The sequence below is a fragment of the Rathayibacter sp. VKM Ac-2754 genome, assembly GCF_009807095.1.
Taxonomy (GTDB): domain Bacteria; phylum Actinomycetota; class Actinomycetes; order Actinomycetales; family Microbacteriaceae; genus Rathayibacter.
On sequence record NZ_WUCC01000005.1, the window covers coordinates 200868 to 214857 of the forward strand.

Consider the following 13990-nt stretch of genomic DNA (forward strand, 5'->3'; position numbering starts at 1 on the left):
TTTACTAGCTTGTCTAGCTAATTCTCGGTCTCGGATGCTTCCTCGGCGTCGATCTCGTCGACCGCCGAGCTCATCCGACGGAGGAAGTTCACCACGGCCTCGGCCTCGCGCGCGTCGAGGTCCTCCGCGATCTCGAGCATCCGCCGATGCATCTGCTTGAGCGTCGCACGCACCTCCTGGTCGCTGTCGGGCGTCGCCTCGACGACGATGCCGCGGCGATCGGTCGGATGCGGCTTCCGGACGAGGTGGCCGCTGCGCACGAGCCGGTCGATCAGCACGGTGGTCGACGCCGACGAGATCGAGAGGTGCGTCGCGAGGTCCTTCGCGCTGACGACGACTCCGCCGCGCTGCTGACGCAGCAGGAACTGGACCGCGATCAGGTCGGTCTCGCCCATCGCCATCTTCTCGCGGGTCCGGCGCCGCATCGAGATCTCGGACACCCGGTAGGTGCGCATCGCGCTGAGCACCTCGACAGCGCGCCGCGTGGACGACTCGTCGGGATACCAGTACCCCGCGCCGCTCCTGGCCGTGGTGTCGCTCATCCGCTCATCCTAGACGCGAGGCCGATCCGGGACGCGGGCGGGGGCGCGCCGCCTACCCTGGAGCGGTGACCGCCACTCTCGTCGCCAAGGGCCTCTCCGGAGGCTATGCGCACCGCACCCTGTTCGACGGACTCGACCTCACGGTCGCTCCGGGAGACGTCGTCGGCGTGGTCGGCGCCAACGGAGCGGGCAAGTCGACGCTCCTGCGCATCCTCGCCGGCGAGATCCCTCCGCTCGAGGGCACCGTCGTGCTCGCGCCGGGCGACGCCTTCGTCGGCTGGCTGCCCCAGGAGCACGAGCGCCGCGACGGCGAGACGGTGGCCGGCTACATCGCCCGCCGCACCGGCTGCGCGGAGGCCTCGGCCGAGCTCGACACCGCCGCCTCCGCCCTCGCCGAGCCGGACCCCGACGGGAGCATCGCCGACCGCTACGCGCTCGCGCTCGACCGCTGGCTCGCGAGCGGCGCGGCCGACCTCGACGAGCGGACGCCGGTCGTGCTCGCCGACCTCGGGCTCGCCTTCGGGGAGCCGGGCGTCTCGGCCTCCTCGACCATGACCTCGCTGTCGGGCGGCCAGGCGGCGCGCGTCGGCCTCGCCGCACTGCTGCTCTCGCGCTTCGACATCGTGCTGCTCGACGAGCCGACCAACGACCTCGATCTCGACGGGCTCGAGCGGCTCGAGGCGTTCGTCCGGGGGCTGCGCGGCGGAGTGGTCCTCGTCAGCCACGACCGCGAGTTCCTGGCGCGCAGTGTGACCCGGGTGCTCGAGCTCGACCTCGCCCAGGGCACGAACTCGGTCTACGGAGGCGGCTACGACGCGTTCCTCGAGGAGCGCGAGACCGCGCGGCGTCAGCGGCGCGAGAAGTACGAGGAGTTCGCCGACACCAAGGCCGACCTCGTGTCGCGCGCGCGGACCCAGCGCGAGTGGTCGAGCCAGGGCGTGCGCAACGCGATGAAGAAGTCGCCCGACAACGACAAGATCCGCCGCAAGGCCTCGATGGAGTCGAGCGAGAAGCAGGGCCAGAAGGTGCGCCAGATGGAGAGCCGCATCGCGCGCCTCGAGGAGGTCGAGGAGCCGCGCAAGGAGTGGCAGCTCGCCTTCACGATCGGCTCGGCCCCGCGCTCGAGCTCGGTGGTGTCGACGCTCAACGGCGCGGTCGCACGGCGGGGCACGTTCACCCTCGGTCCGGTGTCGCTGAAGGTTGACGCGGGCGACCGCATCGGCATCACGGGGCCCAACGGCGCCGGCAAGTCGACGCTGCTCTCGCTGCTGCTGGGGCGGTCGGTCCCGGAGGAGGGTGGCGCGTCGCTCGGCGCGAGCGTCGCGATCGGCGAGATCGACCAGGCCCGCGCGATGCTCGCCTCCGACGTGCCGCTCGCCGACGCGTTCGAGGCGCTCGTGCCCGAGTGGCCGACCGCCGAGGTGCGGACCCTGCTGGCGAAGTTCGGGCTGAAGGCCGACCACGTGTCGAGGCGGGTCGGCGAGCTGTCGCCGGGCGAGCGGACGCGGGCGGCGCTGGCGCTGCTGCAGGCGCGCGGCACGAACCTCCTGGTGCTCGACGAGCCGACGAACCACCTCGACCTGGCCGCGATCGAGCAGCTCGAGCAGGCGCTCGAGGCGTACGAGGGGACGCTGCTGCTGGTCACCCACGACCGGCGCATGCTGGAGACGGTGCAGCTCACCCGCCAGTGGCGCGTGGCCGACGGCCTGGTGACGGAGGCGTAGCCCGCCGATTCCGCAGAAGTCGTCGTACTCGAGTGCCGAGCACGACGACTAGTGGAGACTCGCGCGGCGACCGGGCGCCTTCAGAGCGACGCGGCGCGCGACTCCAGCAGGGCGCGGGTGCGGTCGTTGCCGGCGAGGGAGGCGGCCGTCGCGAACTCGGCGCGCGCCTCCGCCCGCCGCCCGAGACGCAGCAGCAGCTCGCCCCGCACGCTCGGGAGCAGGTGCGAGCCCCGCAGCGCCCCCTCCGACCCGAGGCGGTCGACGATCAGCAGCGCGGAGGCGGGACCGGTCGCCATCGACACGGCCACCGCGCGGTTGAGCTCGACGACCGGGCTCGGCGCCACCCGCCCGAGGACCTCGTAGAGCAGCACGATCCGCTCCCAGTCGGTCTCGGCGACACTCGGCGCGACCGCGTGGCACTCGGCGATCGCCGCCTGCAGTCCGTAGGCGCCGCGTCCCCGGCCCACGCGATCCGCACGGAGGAGAGCCGCACGGCCGCGAGAGATCTGCGCGCGATCCCACCGGGTGCGGTCCTGATCCTCGAGCAGCACGGGCGACCCGTCGGCCGCGGTGCGCGCCGCGAATCGCGACGCCTGCAGCTCCATCAGCGCCACGAGCCCCAGCACCTCGGGCTCGCGCGGCAGGAGCCCCGCCAGCACGCGCCCCAGCCGCAGCGCCTCGTTCGCGACCTCGGTCCGGAGCCAGCGATCACCGGAGGTGGCGGCGTACCCCTCCGTGAAGATCAGGTAGACGACGCCGAGCACCGCGTCGAGCCGCGCCCTCCACTCCGACGGCTCCGGCACCTCGAACGGCACGCCGGCCGCCGCCAGCGACTTCTTGGCCCGGACGATGCGCTGCTGCACCGTCGCGACCGGGACGAGGAACATCCGGGCGATGACGTCGGTGCCGAGTCCACCGACGAGGCGCAGCGTGAGGGCGATGCTCGCCTCCCTCGACAGCACCGGGTGGCAGGCCGTGAAGACCAGTCGCAGGACGTCGTCGTCGATCGGCTCCCAGGTGTCGTCGACGCCCTCCTCGAGATCGCGGGCGAGGAGGCGGTAGCGGTCGTCGAGCGCGGCGCGGCGCCGCCAGCCGTCGATCGCGCGGCGCTTCGCGACGGTCGTCAGCCAGGCCCCGGGACTCCGCGGCACCCCCGACTCCGGCCACTGCTGCAGCGCCTCGACGAGCGCCTCCTGGGCGAGGTCCTCGGCCTGGCCGACATCACCCGTGGCCCTGGCGAGCGTCGCCACGATGCGGGCGCTCTCGATGCGCCACACCGCGGCGACGCTCGCCCGGATGTCGTCCATCTCAGTCGCGGGCGGCCTGCTCCTCGCGCCAGCCCGCCTCCTTCTGCACGAACTCGTTGTCGGCGAAGTCGGCGAAGTCGCTCTCGTCGGTCACGCGGCGCACCTCGAGCTTGTTGCCGGGGACGAGCGGGCAGCGCAGCGCCCACTCCTTCGCCTCCTCCTTCGAGGAGACCTGGATCATCCAGAAGCCGTTGAACAGCTCGTGGGTCTCGCCGTAGGGGCCGTCGGTGACGGCGGGCGGCTCCGAGGCGAAGTCGACGACGAAGCCGGTGGTCGCGACGTCGTCGGCGAGGCCGTCGCCCGCGAGCAGGATGCCGGCCTTCATCATCGACTCGTTGTACTCGCCCATCCTCGTGATGATCTCGTCGAAGGGGATGGCCGCGTAGGCCTCCTTGGCGGCGTCGGTCGCGCGCATGATCAGCATGTACTTCATGGGGTTCTCCGTCTGCTCAGTGGGGCGCTCTCTGCGCCCTCCTACTCTGGCGTCGAACGGCGCAGGCGGATATCGACACCGGTGCGGACATCCGGCGCGCGAGTTCGGCTTCTCGGCTCGAGACCCACCAGCGTGCGAGCGATCGATCCGTCGAAGACGCACCGTGTCACGGGTCGTTCGTGACGGATGGACGTGACCTCAGGCGCGTGGCCCTCCCTCGCTGATCGAGTAGCCCGCGCAAGCGGGCGTATCGAGATCCACGTCCTTCAGAAGGCCGGGGCAGAAGACTGGGCTGCTGAAGCTGGTGGGTCTCGATACGCCCCTGCGGGGCTACTCGACCAGCATCGGGCTCCTACTTCTTGGCGCGCACCGGGCGCGCGGCGCGCGCCGCGCTGTTGCGCGCGATGGCGGCGCGGACGAGCGCGGTGAGCGCCTCCTCGTCCAGCGCGTCGCCCTCGGCGAACTCGACCGAGCGGCGCTGGTTGCCGCCCAGCTCGCCGTTGAAGATCCCGGCGGGATCGGGCAGCGACGCCCCGTACATGAAGCCGAGCTTCACCTTGGTCTTGAAGATGTTGCCGACGACGAGGATCCCGTCGAACTCCCAGACGGGCGCCCCCATCCACTTCCACTCCTCGACGATGCCCGGATCGGCCGCGAGGATCACGCGCCGCGCCTCGGCGAGGAGCGTTCCGCGCCAGTCCGGGTGCTTCGCGATCAGCGCGTCGATCTCTTCGGGAGGCGTCAGCGCGTCAGGACTCTCGTCGGTCGTCATGGGCTCAGGTCTACCGCATCCGCCCGCTCGCCCGCCGCCCCGAACGACGACCGCCGCACCTTGCCCGCGTCGCTGCGCAGCGGCTCCCGCACCATCCGCAGCGCGCGGAGGCGGCGCTCGCGCCCCAGCCGCGCGTTCGCCGACGCGAGCAGCTCGCCACCGTCGACCACGGCGTCCCCGACGTCGACCACCGCCTCGATCGCCCGCCCCAGATCGTCGTCGGGCACGCCGAACGCGACCGCACCGCGCACGAGAGGGTGCGCCTCCAGTACCCGCTCGACCTCGATCGGGTACACGTTGACCCCGCCGCGCAGGATCAGGTCGTCGGCGCGGTCGAGCACCCACAGGTACCCGTCGGCGTCCACGCGGCCGACGTCGCCGAGCGTGTCCCAGCCGTCGGAGGTGCGCGACGAGGCTCCCCCGAGGTAGCGGTAGGCGGGGTCCCCGCGGTGCATCCAGATCCGCCCCGTCTCGCCGACGGCCGCCTCCGATCCGTCGTCGCGCAGGATCCGCAGCGTGGTCCCGCCGATCGGCCGCCCGACGCTGCCGGGGCGCTCCAGCCACTCCTCGCCGCGGATCATCGTGAGCCCGTTCGACTCGCTGCCCGCGTACACCTCGACCACCCGCGACGCCCCGAGCCAGTCGATCAGCGCCCGCTTGTCCTCGGGCGGGCACGGGGCACCGAGGTGGAGCACCAGCTCGAGCGACGAGACATCGCAGTCCGCGCGGTCGCAGAGCAGCAGCCGCCGGATCGTCGTGGGCACGAGCAGCGTCCACGTCACGCGGTGCCGGGCGATCGCCTCGAGCACCCGTCGCCCGTCGAAGCGCGGCAGGATCACCAGCGTCTGCCCCGTCATCAGCCCGCGGAAGGCGTAGGTGAAGGTCGCCGAGTGCATCAGCGGTCCGGCCACGAGCTGCACCCCCGCGAGCGGCAGGAACGCGGCGACCGGCGCCTCCGGATCGAGCAGCGCCGGCCCGCTCGCGAGCACGACCTTCGGCCGTCCGGTGCTGCCGGAGGAGGCGGGTGCCTTCCACGACGCGGCCCAGCGGTCCTCGAGGGGCTCGTCCGACCCCTCCGGCCGCCAGTCGCCCGGGCGCCACGGCACGGTCGCGGAGGCGGCGCCGACCACCAGCGCCGGCGCCGCCACCTGCTCGACCGCGGCGCGCTCCTCCGGTGACAGCTCGGTCGAGACGGGCTGCGGAGTCGCGCCCGCCTTCCAGATCGCGGCGCAGACGACGATCGCGTCGAGCGAGTTGGGGAGCGACACCGTGACGAGGTCGTCGGTCCCGACCCCGAGCTCGCGGTAGGCGCGGGCGAGACGGTTGCTCGCGCGGTCGAGCTCGCGGGCCGTGAGCGATCCCTCGTCGGCGATCGCGACGATCCGGTCGGGGTCCTCGGAGGCGAGGCCCGAGAGGATGCGCGAGATCGAGCGGCGGGTCACCGGGCCGCCAGCTCCTCGTAGAACCGCACGTGCGCCGCCGCGACGTCGTCCCACGAGTGCGAGAACGCCAGCGCACGGCCGGCGGCACCACCGCCCCCGCCGTCGAGCGCCGCCTCGAGAGCGTCCGCGAACGACTCCGGATCGCCGCCGTACCGGACCGCGTCGCCGAACACCTCGCGGATCACCGGCAGCTCCCGCGCCACCACCGGCACCCCCGCGGCGAGCGCCTCCATCGCCGCGAGTCCGAAGCCCTCCTTGACCGAGACGAAGCCGAGGGCCGAGGCGCCGGCCACGAGCGGGGCGAGCCGCTCCTCCGGGATCGTCCCGAGGATCGTCGGTGACATCCGCAGCGACGAGACCCGCCGATCGAACTCGGCCCGGTACTCCCGGTAGTCGAACAGCGTCTCGCCCCCGCCGAGCACCAGCGCCACCTCGCGCCCGCGCGACCGCAGCAGCGCCCATGCCTCCAGCAGCTCGATGCTGCCCTTGCGCGGCTCGATGCCGCCCAGCGCCAGCACGTACGGCCCGAGCTCGTCGCGCCAGGCCGCGGTCAGCGGGTCGGAGGCGGCGGCCGCGAACCGGGCCGCGTCGACTCCGTTCGGGATCACCACAGCAGAGCGACCCCACCCCGCCCGCACGTCGGAGGCGACCGCCGCGGAGACGCAGAGCAGCGCCCGCGGCAGCCGCACGGCCCGGTCGTGGCAGTCGCGCAGCTGCGGCGTCGTGAAGTCGTCCAGGTGGTGCACCGTCCGCACCGGCGCGAGGCCCGCGGCGAGCGCCGCGTTCGCCGAGATGCAGTCCTGCGCGTGCACGAGCCCGCTCTCCCCGCGCAGGGCGAGAGCCATCGCGTCGATCGAGCGCACGATCCTGTCGCCCACCGACTCCTCGTCGACGGAGACGAAGGGCACCACCCGCACGGTCACCGCCGGGTCGACCCCGCGGAAGAAGGAGGCGTCACCGCCCCGGGCGAGCGTCCACACGGTCACGTCGTGGCCGGCCCGCGCGAGGGCCTCGGCCAGCGCCAGCGTGTGCACGACCCCGCCGCGGGGCCGGGTCGAGTAGGTGAGCAGGGCGACGCGCATCAGACCCGGTAGGCGTGCTCCGCGCGATCGCGGAGGTGGTTCATCGTGCGGCGGGCCCGGGCCACGGAGGCCGAGATGTCGGCCGAGGCCAGCGCGAGCCCGCCCTTCGCCCAGGTCTTCGCGATGATCTCGCCTGCCGGGTCGACGACCTTCGCCTGCCCGAGGAAGCGCAGCCCGCCGAGCACACCCGTCTGGTTCGACGAGACGAGGTAGACCTGGTTCTCGGCGGCGCGGGCGCAGTCGTAGAGGTCGAACAGGTGCGCCTGGCGGTCGTTGCGGATCCGGTCGGAGCGATCGGTGACGCTCGCGGGCCACGCGCTCAGGCAGGCCAGCACCTCGGCCCCGTCGAGGGCGAGCGAGCGCGCCGACTCGGGGAAGGTCTTGTCGAAGTCGATCAGCATGCCCAGGCGGCCGACGGGCGAGTCGAAGGAGGCGAACGACGAGCCGGGCAGGTACGCCTCCGATTCACCCAGCGGCAGGTGCACCTTGCGATGCGTGCCGATCACGCGGCCGCCCTGCACGCAGACGGCCGTGTTGTAGCGGAGGTCGCGACCGCCCTCGAGCGCGCGCTCGGAGATGCCGAAGCAGACCGTCATGTCGCCCGCGAGCCCCGCCACCGCAGCGACCTCCGGCCCGTCGAGCTCGACGCTCGGCGGCAGGTCGTCGGGGCCGGGATGACGCATGTCGAGCAGGTAGCCGCCCAGGGTCGCGTCGGGCAGCACCAGCAGGTCGACGGAGCGCTCCCGCGCCTGCGCGATCATGCCCGGGAGCTTGGCGAGGGTGCGGTCGAGGTCGCGACCGAAGTGCGCCGCGACCGCCCCCATCACCGTCTCCGCCATGCGCCGAGGCTACCCGGCGAGGTCCGACTCGAGACGCCGTCCGACCCGCACGCGGCGGATCTCCGACGCGAGGTGCTCGGCATCCCGCGCGATCGCCTCGAAGCGCCCCGAGCCCCAGGTGTGCAGCCACGGCAGCCCCAGGAACGAGAGCCCCGGAGTGCTCGTCACCCCGCGCTGGTGGGTCGGGTGCCCGGCGCCGTCGAAGACGCCGACCTCGACCCAGCGGTAGTCGGAGCGGAAGCCGACCGCCCAGATCACGCTCGTGATCCCCGCCGCGGCGAGGTCCACCGACTCCACCTCCGCGGAGGGGCGCCAGACAGGCTCGTAGCGCGCCTCGAGCGGGGCGTCGATCCCGCGGGCCGCGATGAAGCGGTCGATGTCGTCCTTGATCGACTCGGCGACCGAGTCGGCGTAGTCGAGCGACGCCTCCGCCGTGGGGGCGAAGCGGAGAGTCGACCCCTCGACCGAGGCGAGCCGGCCGTAGAGATGCATGCCGTCGCGGGCGAACGCGCGGAGGTCGATATCGCGACCGCCTCCGCGCCCCGTCACGTAGTGGTTGGTCGACTCGCGCTTGGTGAGCCCGCCGACCTGCGCGTGCACGGGGATGTCGTAGACGCCCATGTCCTGCAGCCACGCGACGCAGTCGCGCCCCCGGTAGAAGCGGGCGACGCGGGGAGCGCTGCCGAGGGCGAGGTGCACGTCGCGGCCGGCGAGGAAGAGGTCCTCGGCGATCTGCGCACCCGACTGCCCGGAGCCGACGACGAGCACGCCGCCCGGAGGCAGCGCCTCGGCCGAGCGGTAGTCGGCCGAGTGCAGCTGCACGACGTCGAGCGGGAGGCGCGACGCGGCGGCCGGAAGCACCGGACGGTGGTAGCCGCCGGTCGCGATGACGACCTGGTCGGCCGTGATGCTGCCGGCGCTCGTGACCAGCTCGAAGCCTCCTCCGGCCCGCTCGCGCAGTCGGGAGACCTCGGTGTGCTCGGCGATCGGGGCGTCGAACGTGGCGGCGTAGCGCCGCACCCACGCGTGCACCTCGTCGCGGGTCATGAAGCCGTCGGGGTCGGGGCCGTCGTAGGGGTAGCCCGGGAGCCGGCACTGCCAGTTCGGAGTGACCAGGGTGAACGCGTCCCAGCGGCGGTCGATCCAGTCGTGGCCGATGGTGTCGCGCTCGAGGACGAGGTGGTCGACCCCGTCGTCGGTGAGGTGGCGGCTGAGCGAGAGGCCGGCCTGGCCGCCTCCGACGACCGCGACCTCGACGTGCATCCCGGGCGCGATCACGGTCGCACCGGATCCATCGCCAGCACCCGCACCGTGCCGCCGTCGAAGCGCCGCGCGGTCTCGACGATCTCGCTCCGCTGCTGCATCGCCGAGGTGCAGGCGAAGCCGAACTTCTCCTGCACCCGGGCGGAGGCGATGTCGAGCGCTTCGCTCGAGCGGGCCACGAAGTCCTCGACCGGGTACTGACCGCCGGCCGCGAGGAAGTCGTGCATCACCAGGCTCGGCGAGTAGCAGCGCTCCTCCGTGCCGTCGGGCCAGCGGACGTGGAAGGTCATCTCAGGCATCGATCAGCCCTCCCGTCCACTCACGGGCCAGGTCGTAGGCGTCGGGCCGGCGGTCGCGGAGGTGGAACATCCCGCCGCGCATCGCCTCGAACGTGCCGCGCACATCGATGTCGGCGACGGCCATTCCGGCGCCGAGCAGGGTGGTGGCGAGGATGTTCCCGCCCGGATCCACGACCTTCGCGTTGCCCACGTAGCGGAGCGATCCGAAGGTGCCCGACTGGTTCGACGCCAGCCAGAACACCTGGTTGTCGAGCGCCCGGGCGATGTCGAACTGGTTGAAGCGGTACGTCCAGCGGTCGTCCTGCAGGTTCTCGGCGGTCGCCGTGCGCGCGGCCGGCCAGGCCGAGAGAGAGGCGATGATCTCGGCGCCGTCCAGCGCCATCGAGCGCGCCGCCTCCGGGAAGGCCTTGTCGTAGCAGATCTGCAGCCCGACCCGGCCGACGGGGGTGTCGAAGGTGCCGTAGCCCGGGCCCGCCGAGTACGACATGTGCTCGCCCAGCGGCTGGTGCACCTTGCGGTAGCTGCCGTAGACCTGCCCGCCGTCGAGCAGAGCGGCCGCGTTGTAGCGAGTCTCGCCGTCGTCGTCGAGCTCGCAGAAGCCGATCGCGACCATCAGATCGCCCACGATCTCCTGCACCCGGGCGAGCTCGGGCCCGTCGACTCGGATCGCCGGCGGCAGCGAGCGCGACGTGGTCTTCACCGTGTCGCCGTGATTGCCGAGGGACGAGAGGTAGCCGCCGATCGCGGCCTCGGGGAGGACGATGAACGCGACTCCCCGCTCCCGCGCCTCCTCGGCGAGCTGGGCGATGAGCGCGTAGTTCTGATCGAGATCGCGGGTGAAGTTCGCCGCGACCGAGCCGACGCGAGTCATCGGGCTACAGGTTGTAGGTCGAGTTGATGATCGCGCCCTTGCGGGCGTAGTGGATCAGCGCGTCCTGCACGTCGAGCGGGTGGCAGGGGATGCAGCCCTCGATCAGGTCCTCCTCGCGCAGGCCGTGCAGCGCCATGCCGAAGCGGCAGACGAACACGCGGTTGCCCTCGTTGATGAAGGTCTCGATGGCGTTGTTCAGGTTCTGCTCGCCCGGGAACCCGGAGTCGCCGACCGTCGGGAAGCCGCGGGTCGCCATCGCGTTGATCGTGCCGGGGCCGTAGAAGTACAGCGCCGACTCGTAGCCCTTGCGCGCGGCGCGGGTGGCCTGCAGCACGGCGACGAAGCTGACGGAGGACTCGTGGGCGATGCCGTGCACGAGGGTCAGGTACGACTCCCCCTCCTCGGCCTGGTAGTCGGGGAACACCTTGGTCGAGCCGTAGAGGTTGCTGCCCTTGGGGAGCGACGGGTGCGCGATCTCGCCGCGCGACTTCTCGATGTTGGCGCTGACCTGGTCTTCGATCTCCTGCGAGACGGACATGTGGTTCCTCCTGTTTCCGGGTCTTTCCGGGTCGCCGATGAGACGGCGGGCGAGTGTGCGGGCTCCGGCGGGAGGCGCTGAGACGACGCGAAGAACGTCCGCCGGATGGAGCGGTGGTGCGGAGTGGAACGTCACCAGTCAACGGGCGGTGTGTTTCGGTGTGGTTTCGTCCGGAAGAAGCTCGTGTGACGCCGGTTCCGTAACCAGACCGCGTTCCGCTCGACATCGAGCCGAAACACGGCGTGCCTTGAATGGGAGGCGAGACGAACGCATCGACATCCCGGCCGCATCCCCCGCGGCCCGTCAGGCCGGCCACCGCCGCGCCATCAAGGAGTCAGCCGTGACCGATCTCACCCTCCGCACCCGCGTCGACATCGCCCTGCAGGGCATCCGCGTCGAGGCCCCCGTCCACCGCGAGGCAGGCGCCGGCCCGAGCGACGACGGGCACGTGATGCTCGGCGGCCTCGGTGCCGCCATCCCCATCAACCCGACGAGCCCCTACGTCGTGCGCGGCGACCGCCTGCTGCTCGAGGGCGCCGACATCGGCCTCGACGTCACTCCGGTGCGCCGCCCCCGCTTCTACGACCTCGAGACCGCCGACGGCGTCTCGTACGAGAAGATCGCCCGGCTGCACGGCCGCGACATCCTCGCGACCACCGTCGTGCAGACCTGCATGCGCTACGACGAGGCCGAGCGCTGCCGGTTCTGCGCGATCGAGGCCTCGCTCGAGGCAGGCTCGACCATCGCGGTGAAGACCCCGGCGCAGCTCGCCGAGGTCGCCGAGGCGGCGGCCCGCCTCGACGGCATCAGCCAGATGGTGATGACCACCGGCACGTCCAAGGGGCGCGACCGGGGAGCGACCCACCTCGCCCGCTGCGTGCGCGCGGTGCTGGAGGCGGTGCCGGGCCTGCCGATCCAGGTGCAGTGCGAGCCTCCGTCGGACGTCTCGGCGCTGCAGGCCCTGAAGGACGCGGGCGCGGTGTCGATCGGCATCCACGTCGAGTCGATGGACGACGAGGTGCGCCGTCGCTGGACCCCCGGCAAGGCGCGCGTCACCCTCGACGAGTACCGCTGGGCGTGGCGCGAGGCGGTGCGGATCTTCGGCCGCAACCAGGTCTCGACCTACCTCCTGGTCGGCCTCGGCGAGGATCCCGACGAGCTCGTCGCGAGCGCGCAGGAGCTGATCGAGATGGGCGTCTACCCGTTCGTGGTCCCGTTCCGGCCGCTGCGCGGGACGCTCGCGACCGAGGTCGACCACGTGCTGCCTCCGGCCGGCTCGCTGCTCGAGTCGGTGAGCGCGCGGGTCGCCTCGCTGCTCATCGCCGCCGGGATGCTGAGCACCGGGCAGTCGGCCGGATGCGCGGCCTGCGGGGCGTGCGGAGTGCTCAAGACGGCCGGCGCCTGATGCAGCTGTCGATCCTCGAGGGGGTGCGGCGCGCGCCGGCCTTCACCGTGATGCGGGCGGAGGAGCGCGAGCTCGCCGCGTACCGTGCGCTGCGGCGCGAGGTCTTCGTGGCCGAGCAGGGGCTCTTCGCGGGGAGCGACGCCGACGACATCGATGACGACCCGCGGGCGATCGTGCTCGTCGCGGTGACCGCCGAGGGTGCGGTGCTGGGAGGCGTGCGGCTCGCGCCGGTCGCATCGGGCCGCGATCTCGGCTGGTGGACCGGCAGCAGGCTGGTGGTGTCGCGGGAGGCGCGCGGCGGTGCGGGGATCGGCGCGGCTCTCGTGCGTGCGGCCTGCGCCGAGGCGGAGGCGCGAGGCGTCCTGCGCTTCGAGGCGTCGGTGCAGGCGCGCAACGAGGTGCTCTTCCGCCGCCTCGGCTGGGAGCGGATCGGCGAGCTGACGGTCGCCGGAACCCCGCACGTGGCGATGCGCTGGCCGCTCGACCGTCTCGATCGCGCGGCGCGGGCGGCGAAGTCGGCGCTCGGCTCCCTCCTGGCGCCGTTCGCGGCCGGTGGCGGCCTCGGCGGCCCGGGCTTCGTCGGCGACGACGGCGCACCCGTGCCCGGCACCGACATGGTGGCGGTCTGCGACGCGATCATCCCCTCGATGGTCGAGCGGCACCCGGAGTGGGCGGGCTGGTGCTCGGTGCTGGTGAACGTGAACGACCTCACCGCGATGGGCGCGACCGGCGTCGGGCTGCTCGACGCGATCGGCGCCCGCGACGCGGCCTTCGCCGCGCGGATCGTCAGCGGCGTCCGCGACGCGGCCGAGGCCTGGGGGCTGCCGGTGCTCGGCGGTCACACTCAGCTCGGGGTCCCCGCGGCGCTGAGCGTCACGGGGCTCGGGCGCACGACGGCGCCGGTGCCCGGGGCGGCGGCGCTCGGCGACGAGCTCTCGGTGACGGCCGACCTCGCCGGCGGCTGGCGACCGGGCTTCGCGGGAGCGCAGTGGGACTCGACCTCGGGGCGCCGCGGCGAGGAGCTGCGGGCGATGGCCGCCTCCGTGGGTCTCGCGCGGCCCCGGGCGGCGAAGGACGTCAGCATGGCCGGGCTCGTCGGCACGGTCGGCATGCTCGCCGAGGCGTCGGGCGGAGGCGCGGTGCTCGACATCGCCGCGATCCCGGCCCCGCCGTCGGCGGGCCTCGGCGATTGGCTCGCCTGCTTCCCCGGCTTCGCGATGATCACCGCCGACCGCCCCGGCGAGGGCCGGATGCACACCCCGCACACGACGACCGCCGCCGTCGGCCGCGTCGTCCCCTCGCCCGGCGTCCGCCTCCGCTGGCCCGACGGCGCCGAGACCGTCGCCGTCGCCGGCCCCGTCACCGGCCTCGGCGCCGCCTGACCCCCTCCCCTCCGAGGGAACCGGTTCTCGCCGAGACACCGCATTCTCAGCGGTGTCTCGCGCAGAACCGGTTCCCCCGGCGAGACCGCGC

The 13990-nt window shown here is 73.0% G+C and carries 14 protein-coding genes; 3 read left to right on the forward strand and 11 right to left on the reverse strand.

Going from position 1 to position 13990, the window contains the following annotated elements; translation table 11 throughout:
• Window positions 1–17: 17 nt before the first annotated feature.
• Window positions 18–542: a MarR family winged helix-turn-helix transcriptional regulator gene (locus GRS92_RS10515; protein WP_159856006.1), complete on the reverse strand. Its 525-nt coding sequence runs from the start codon at window positions 540–542 to the stop codon at window positions 18–20.
• Between the two features lie 65 nt (window positions 543–607).
• Between GRS92_RS10515 and GRS92_RS10520 the strand changes: the two genes are divergently transcribed.
• Window positions 608–2266 carry an ABC-F family ATP-binding cassette domain-containing protein gene (locus GRS92_RS10520; protein WP_159856008.1) on the forward strand — a complete coding sequence of 553 codons (1659 nt, stop codon included), beginning with the start codon at window positions 608–610 and terminating at the stop codon, window positions 2264–2266.
• 80 nt (window positions 2267–2346) lie between these two features.
• Here the strand turns inward: GRS92_RS10520 and GRS92_RS10525 are convergent, their stop codons facing one another.
• From GRS92_RS10525 to GRS92_RS10570, 10 genes are all read right to left on the reverse strand, one after another.
• Complete coding sequence (locus GRS92_RS10525; RefSeq protein WP_159856010.1) at window positions 2347–3573, reverse strand: RNA polymerase sigma factor; 1227 nt, start codon at window positions 3571–3573, stop codon at window positions 2347–2349.
• Window position 3574: 1 nt separating this feature from the next.
• On the reverse strand, window positions 3575–4006 hold the full coding sequence (locus GRS92_RS10530) for a YciI family protein (RefSeq protein ID WP_159856012.1): 432 nt from the start codon (window positions 4004–4006) through the stop codon (window positions 3575–3577).
• 352 nt (window positions 4007–4358) lie between these two features.
• Window positions 4359–4778, reverse strand: a complete 420-nt coding sequence (locus tag GRS92_RS10535; protein ID WP_159856013.1) for a DUF1801 domain-containing protein — start codon at window positions 4776–4778, stop codon at window positions 4359–4361.
• The gene (locus GRS92_RS10540) at window positions 4775–6220 is read right to left on the reverse strand and encodes an AMP-binding protein (protein ID WP_159856015.1); all 1446 of its coding nucleotides are present in this window, start codon (window positions 6218–6220) and stop codon (window positions 4775–4777) included. The genes GRS92_RS10535 and GRS92_RS10540 overlap by 4 nt, the downstream gene beginning before the upstream one ends.
• Window positions 6217–7302 (reverse strand): MSMEG_0565 family glycosyltransferase, encoded by a 1086-nt coding sequence (locus GRS92_RS10545; RefSeq protein ID WP_159856017.1) that lies wholly within the window; start codon window positions 7300–7302, stop codon window positions 6217–6219. The genes GRS92_RS10540 and GRS92_RS10545 overlap by 4 nt, the downstream gene beginning before the upstream one ends.
• On the reverse strand, window positions 7302–8141 hold the full coding sequence (locus tag GRS92_RS10550) for a carbon-nitrogen hydrolase family protein (RefSeq protein WP_159856019.1): 840 nt from the start codon (window positions 8139–8141) through the stop codon (window positions 7302–7304). The genes GRS92_RS10545 and GRS92_RS10550 overlap by 1 nt, the downstream gene beginning before the upstream one ends.
• 9 nt (window positions 8142–8150) lie before the next feature.
• Complete coding sequence (locus GRS92_RS10555) at window positions 8151–9419, reverse strand: MSMEG_0569 family flavin-dependent oxidoreductase (protein ID WP_235021928.1); 1269 nt, start codon at window positions 9417–9419, stop codon at window positions 8151–8153.
• Window positions 9416–9703 (reverse strand): MSMEG_0570 family nitrogen starvation response protein, encoded by a 288-nt coding sequence (locus tag GRS92_RS10560; RefSeq protein WP_159856021.1) that lies wholly within the window; start codon window positions 9701–9703, stop codon window positions 9416–9418. The genes GRS92_RS10555 and GRS92_RS10560 overlap by 4 nt, the downstream gene beginning before the upstream one ends.
• On the reverse strand, window positions 9696–10574 hold the full coding sequence (locus GRS92_RS10565; protein WP_159856023.1) for a carbon-nitrogen hydrolase family protein: 879 nt from the start codon (window positions 10572–10574) through the stop codon (window positions 9696–9698). Before GRS92_RS10565 ends, GRS92_RS10560 begins: the two co-directional genes overlap by 8 nt.
• Window positions 10575–10578: 4 nt before the next feature.
• Window positions 10579–11112, reverse strand: coding sequence for an MSMEG_0572/Sll0783 family nitrogen starvation response protein (locus tag GRS92_RS10570; protein WP_056039940.1), 534 nt, complete (start codon window positions 11110–11112; stop codon window positions 10579–10581).
• A 340-nt stretch (window positions 11113–11452) separates the two neighbouring features.
• On the opposite strand from GRS92_RS10570, the gene GRS92_RS10575 reads away from it, so the two are divergent.
• Together GRS92_RS10575 and GRS92_RS10580 are read left to right on the forward strand one after the other, a co-directional pair.
• On the forward strand, window positions 11453–12517 hold the full coding sequence (locus GRS92_RS10575) for an MSMEG_0568 family radical SAM protein (RefSeq protein WP_235021930.1): 1065 nt from the start codon (window positions 11453–11455) through the stop codon (window positions 12515–12517).
• Complete coding sequence (locus tag GRS92_RS10580) at window positions 12517–13899, forward strand: MSMEG_0567/sll0787 family protein (protein WP_235021931.1); 1383 nt, start codon at window positions 12517–12519, stop codon at window positions 13897–13899. Before GRS92_RS10575 ends, GRS92_RS10580 begins: the two co-directional genes overlap by 1 nt.
• Window positions 13900–13990: the final 91 nt, after the last annotated feature.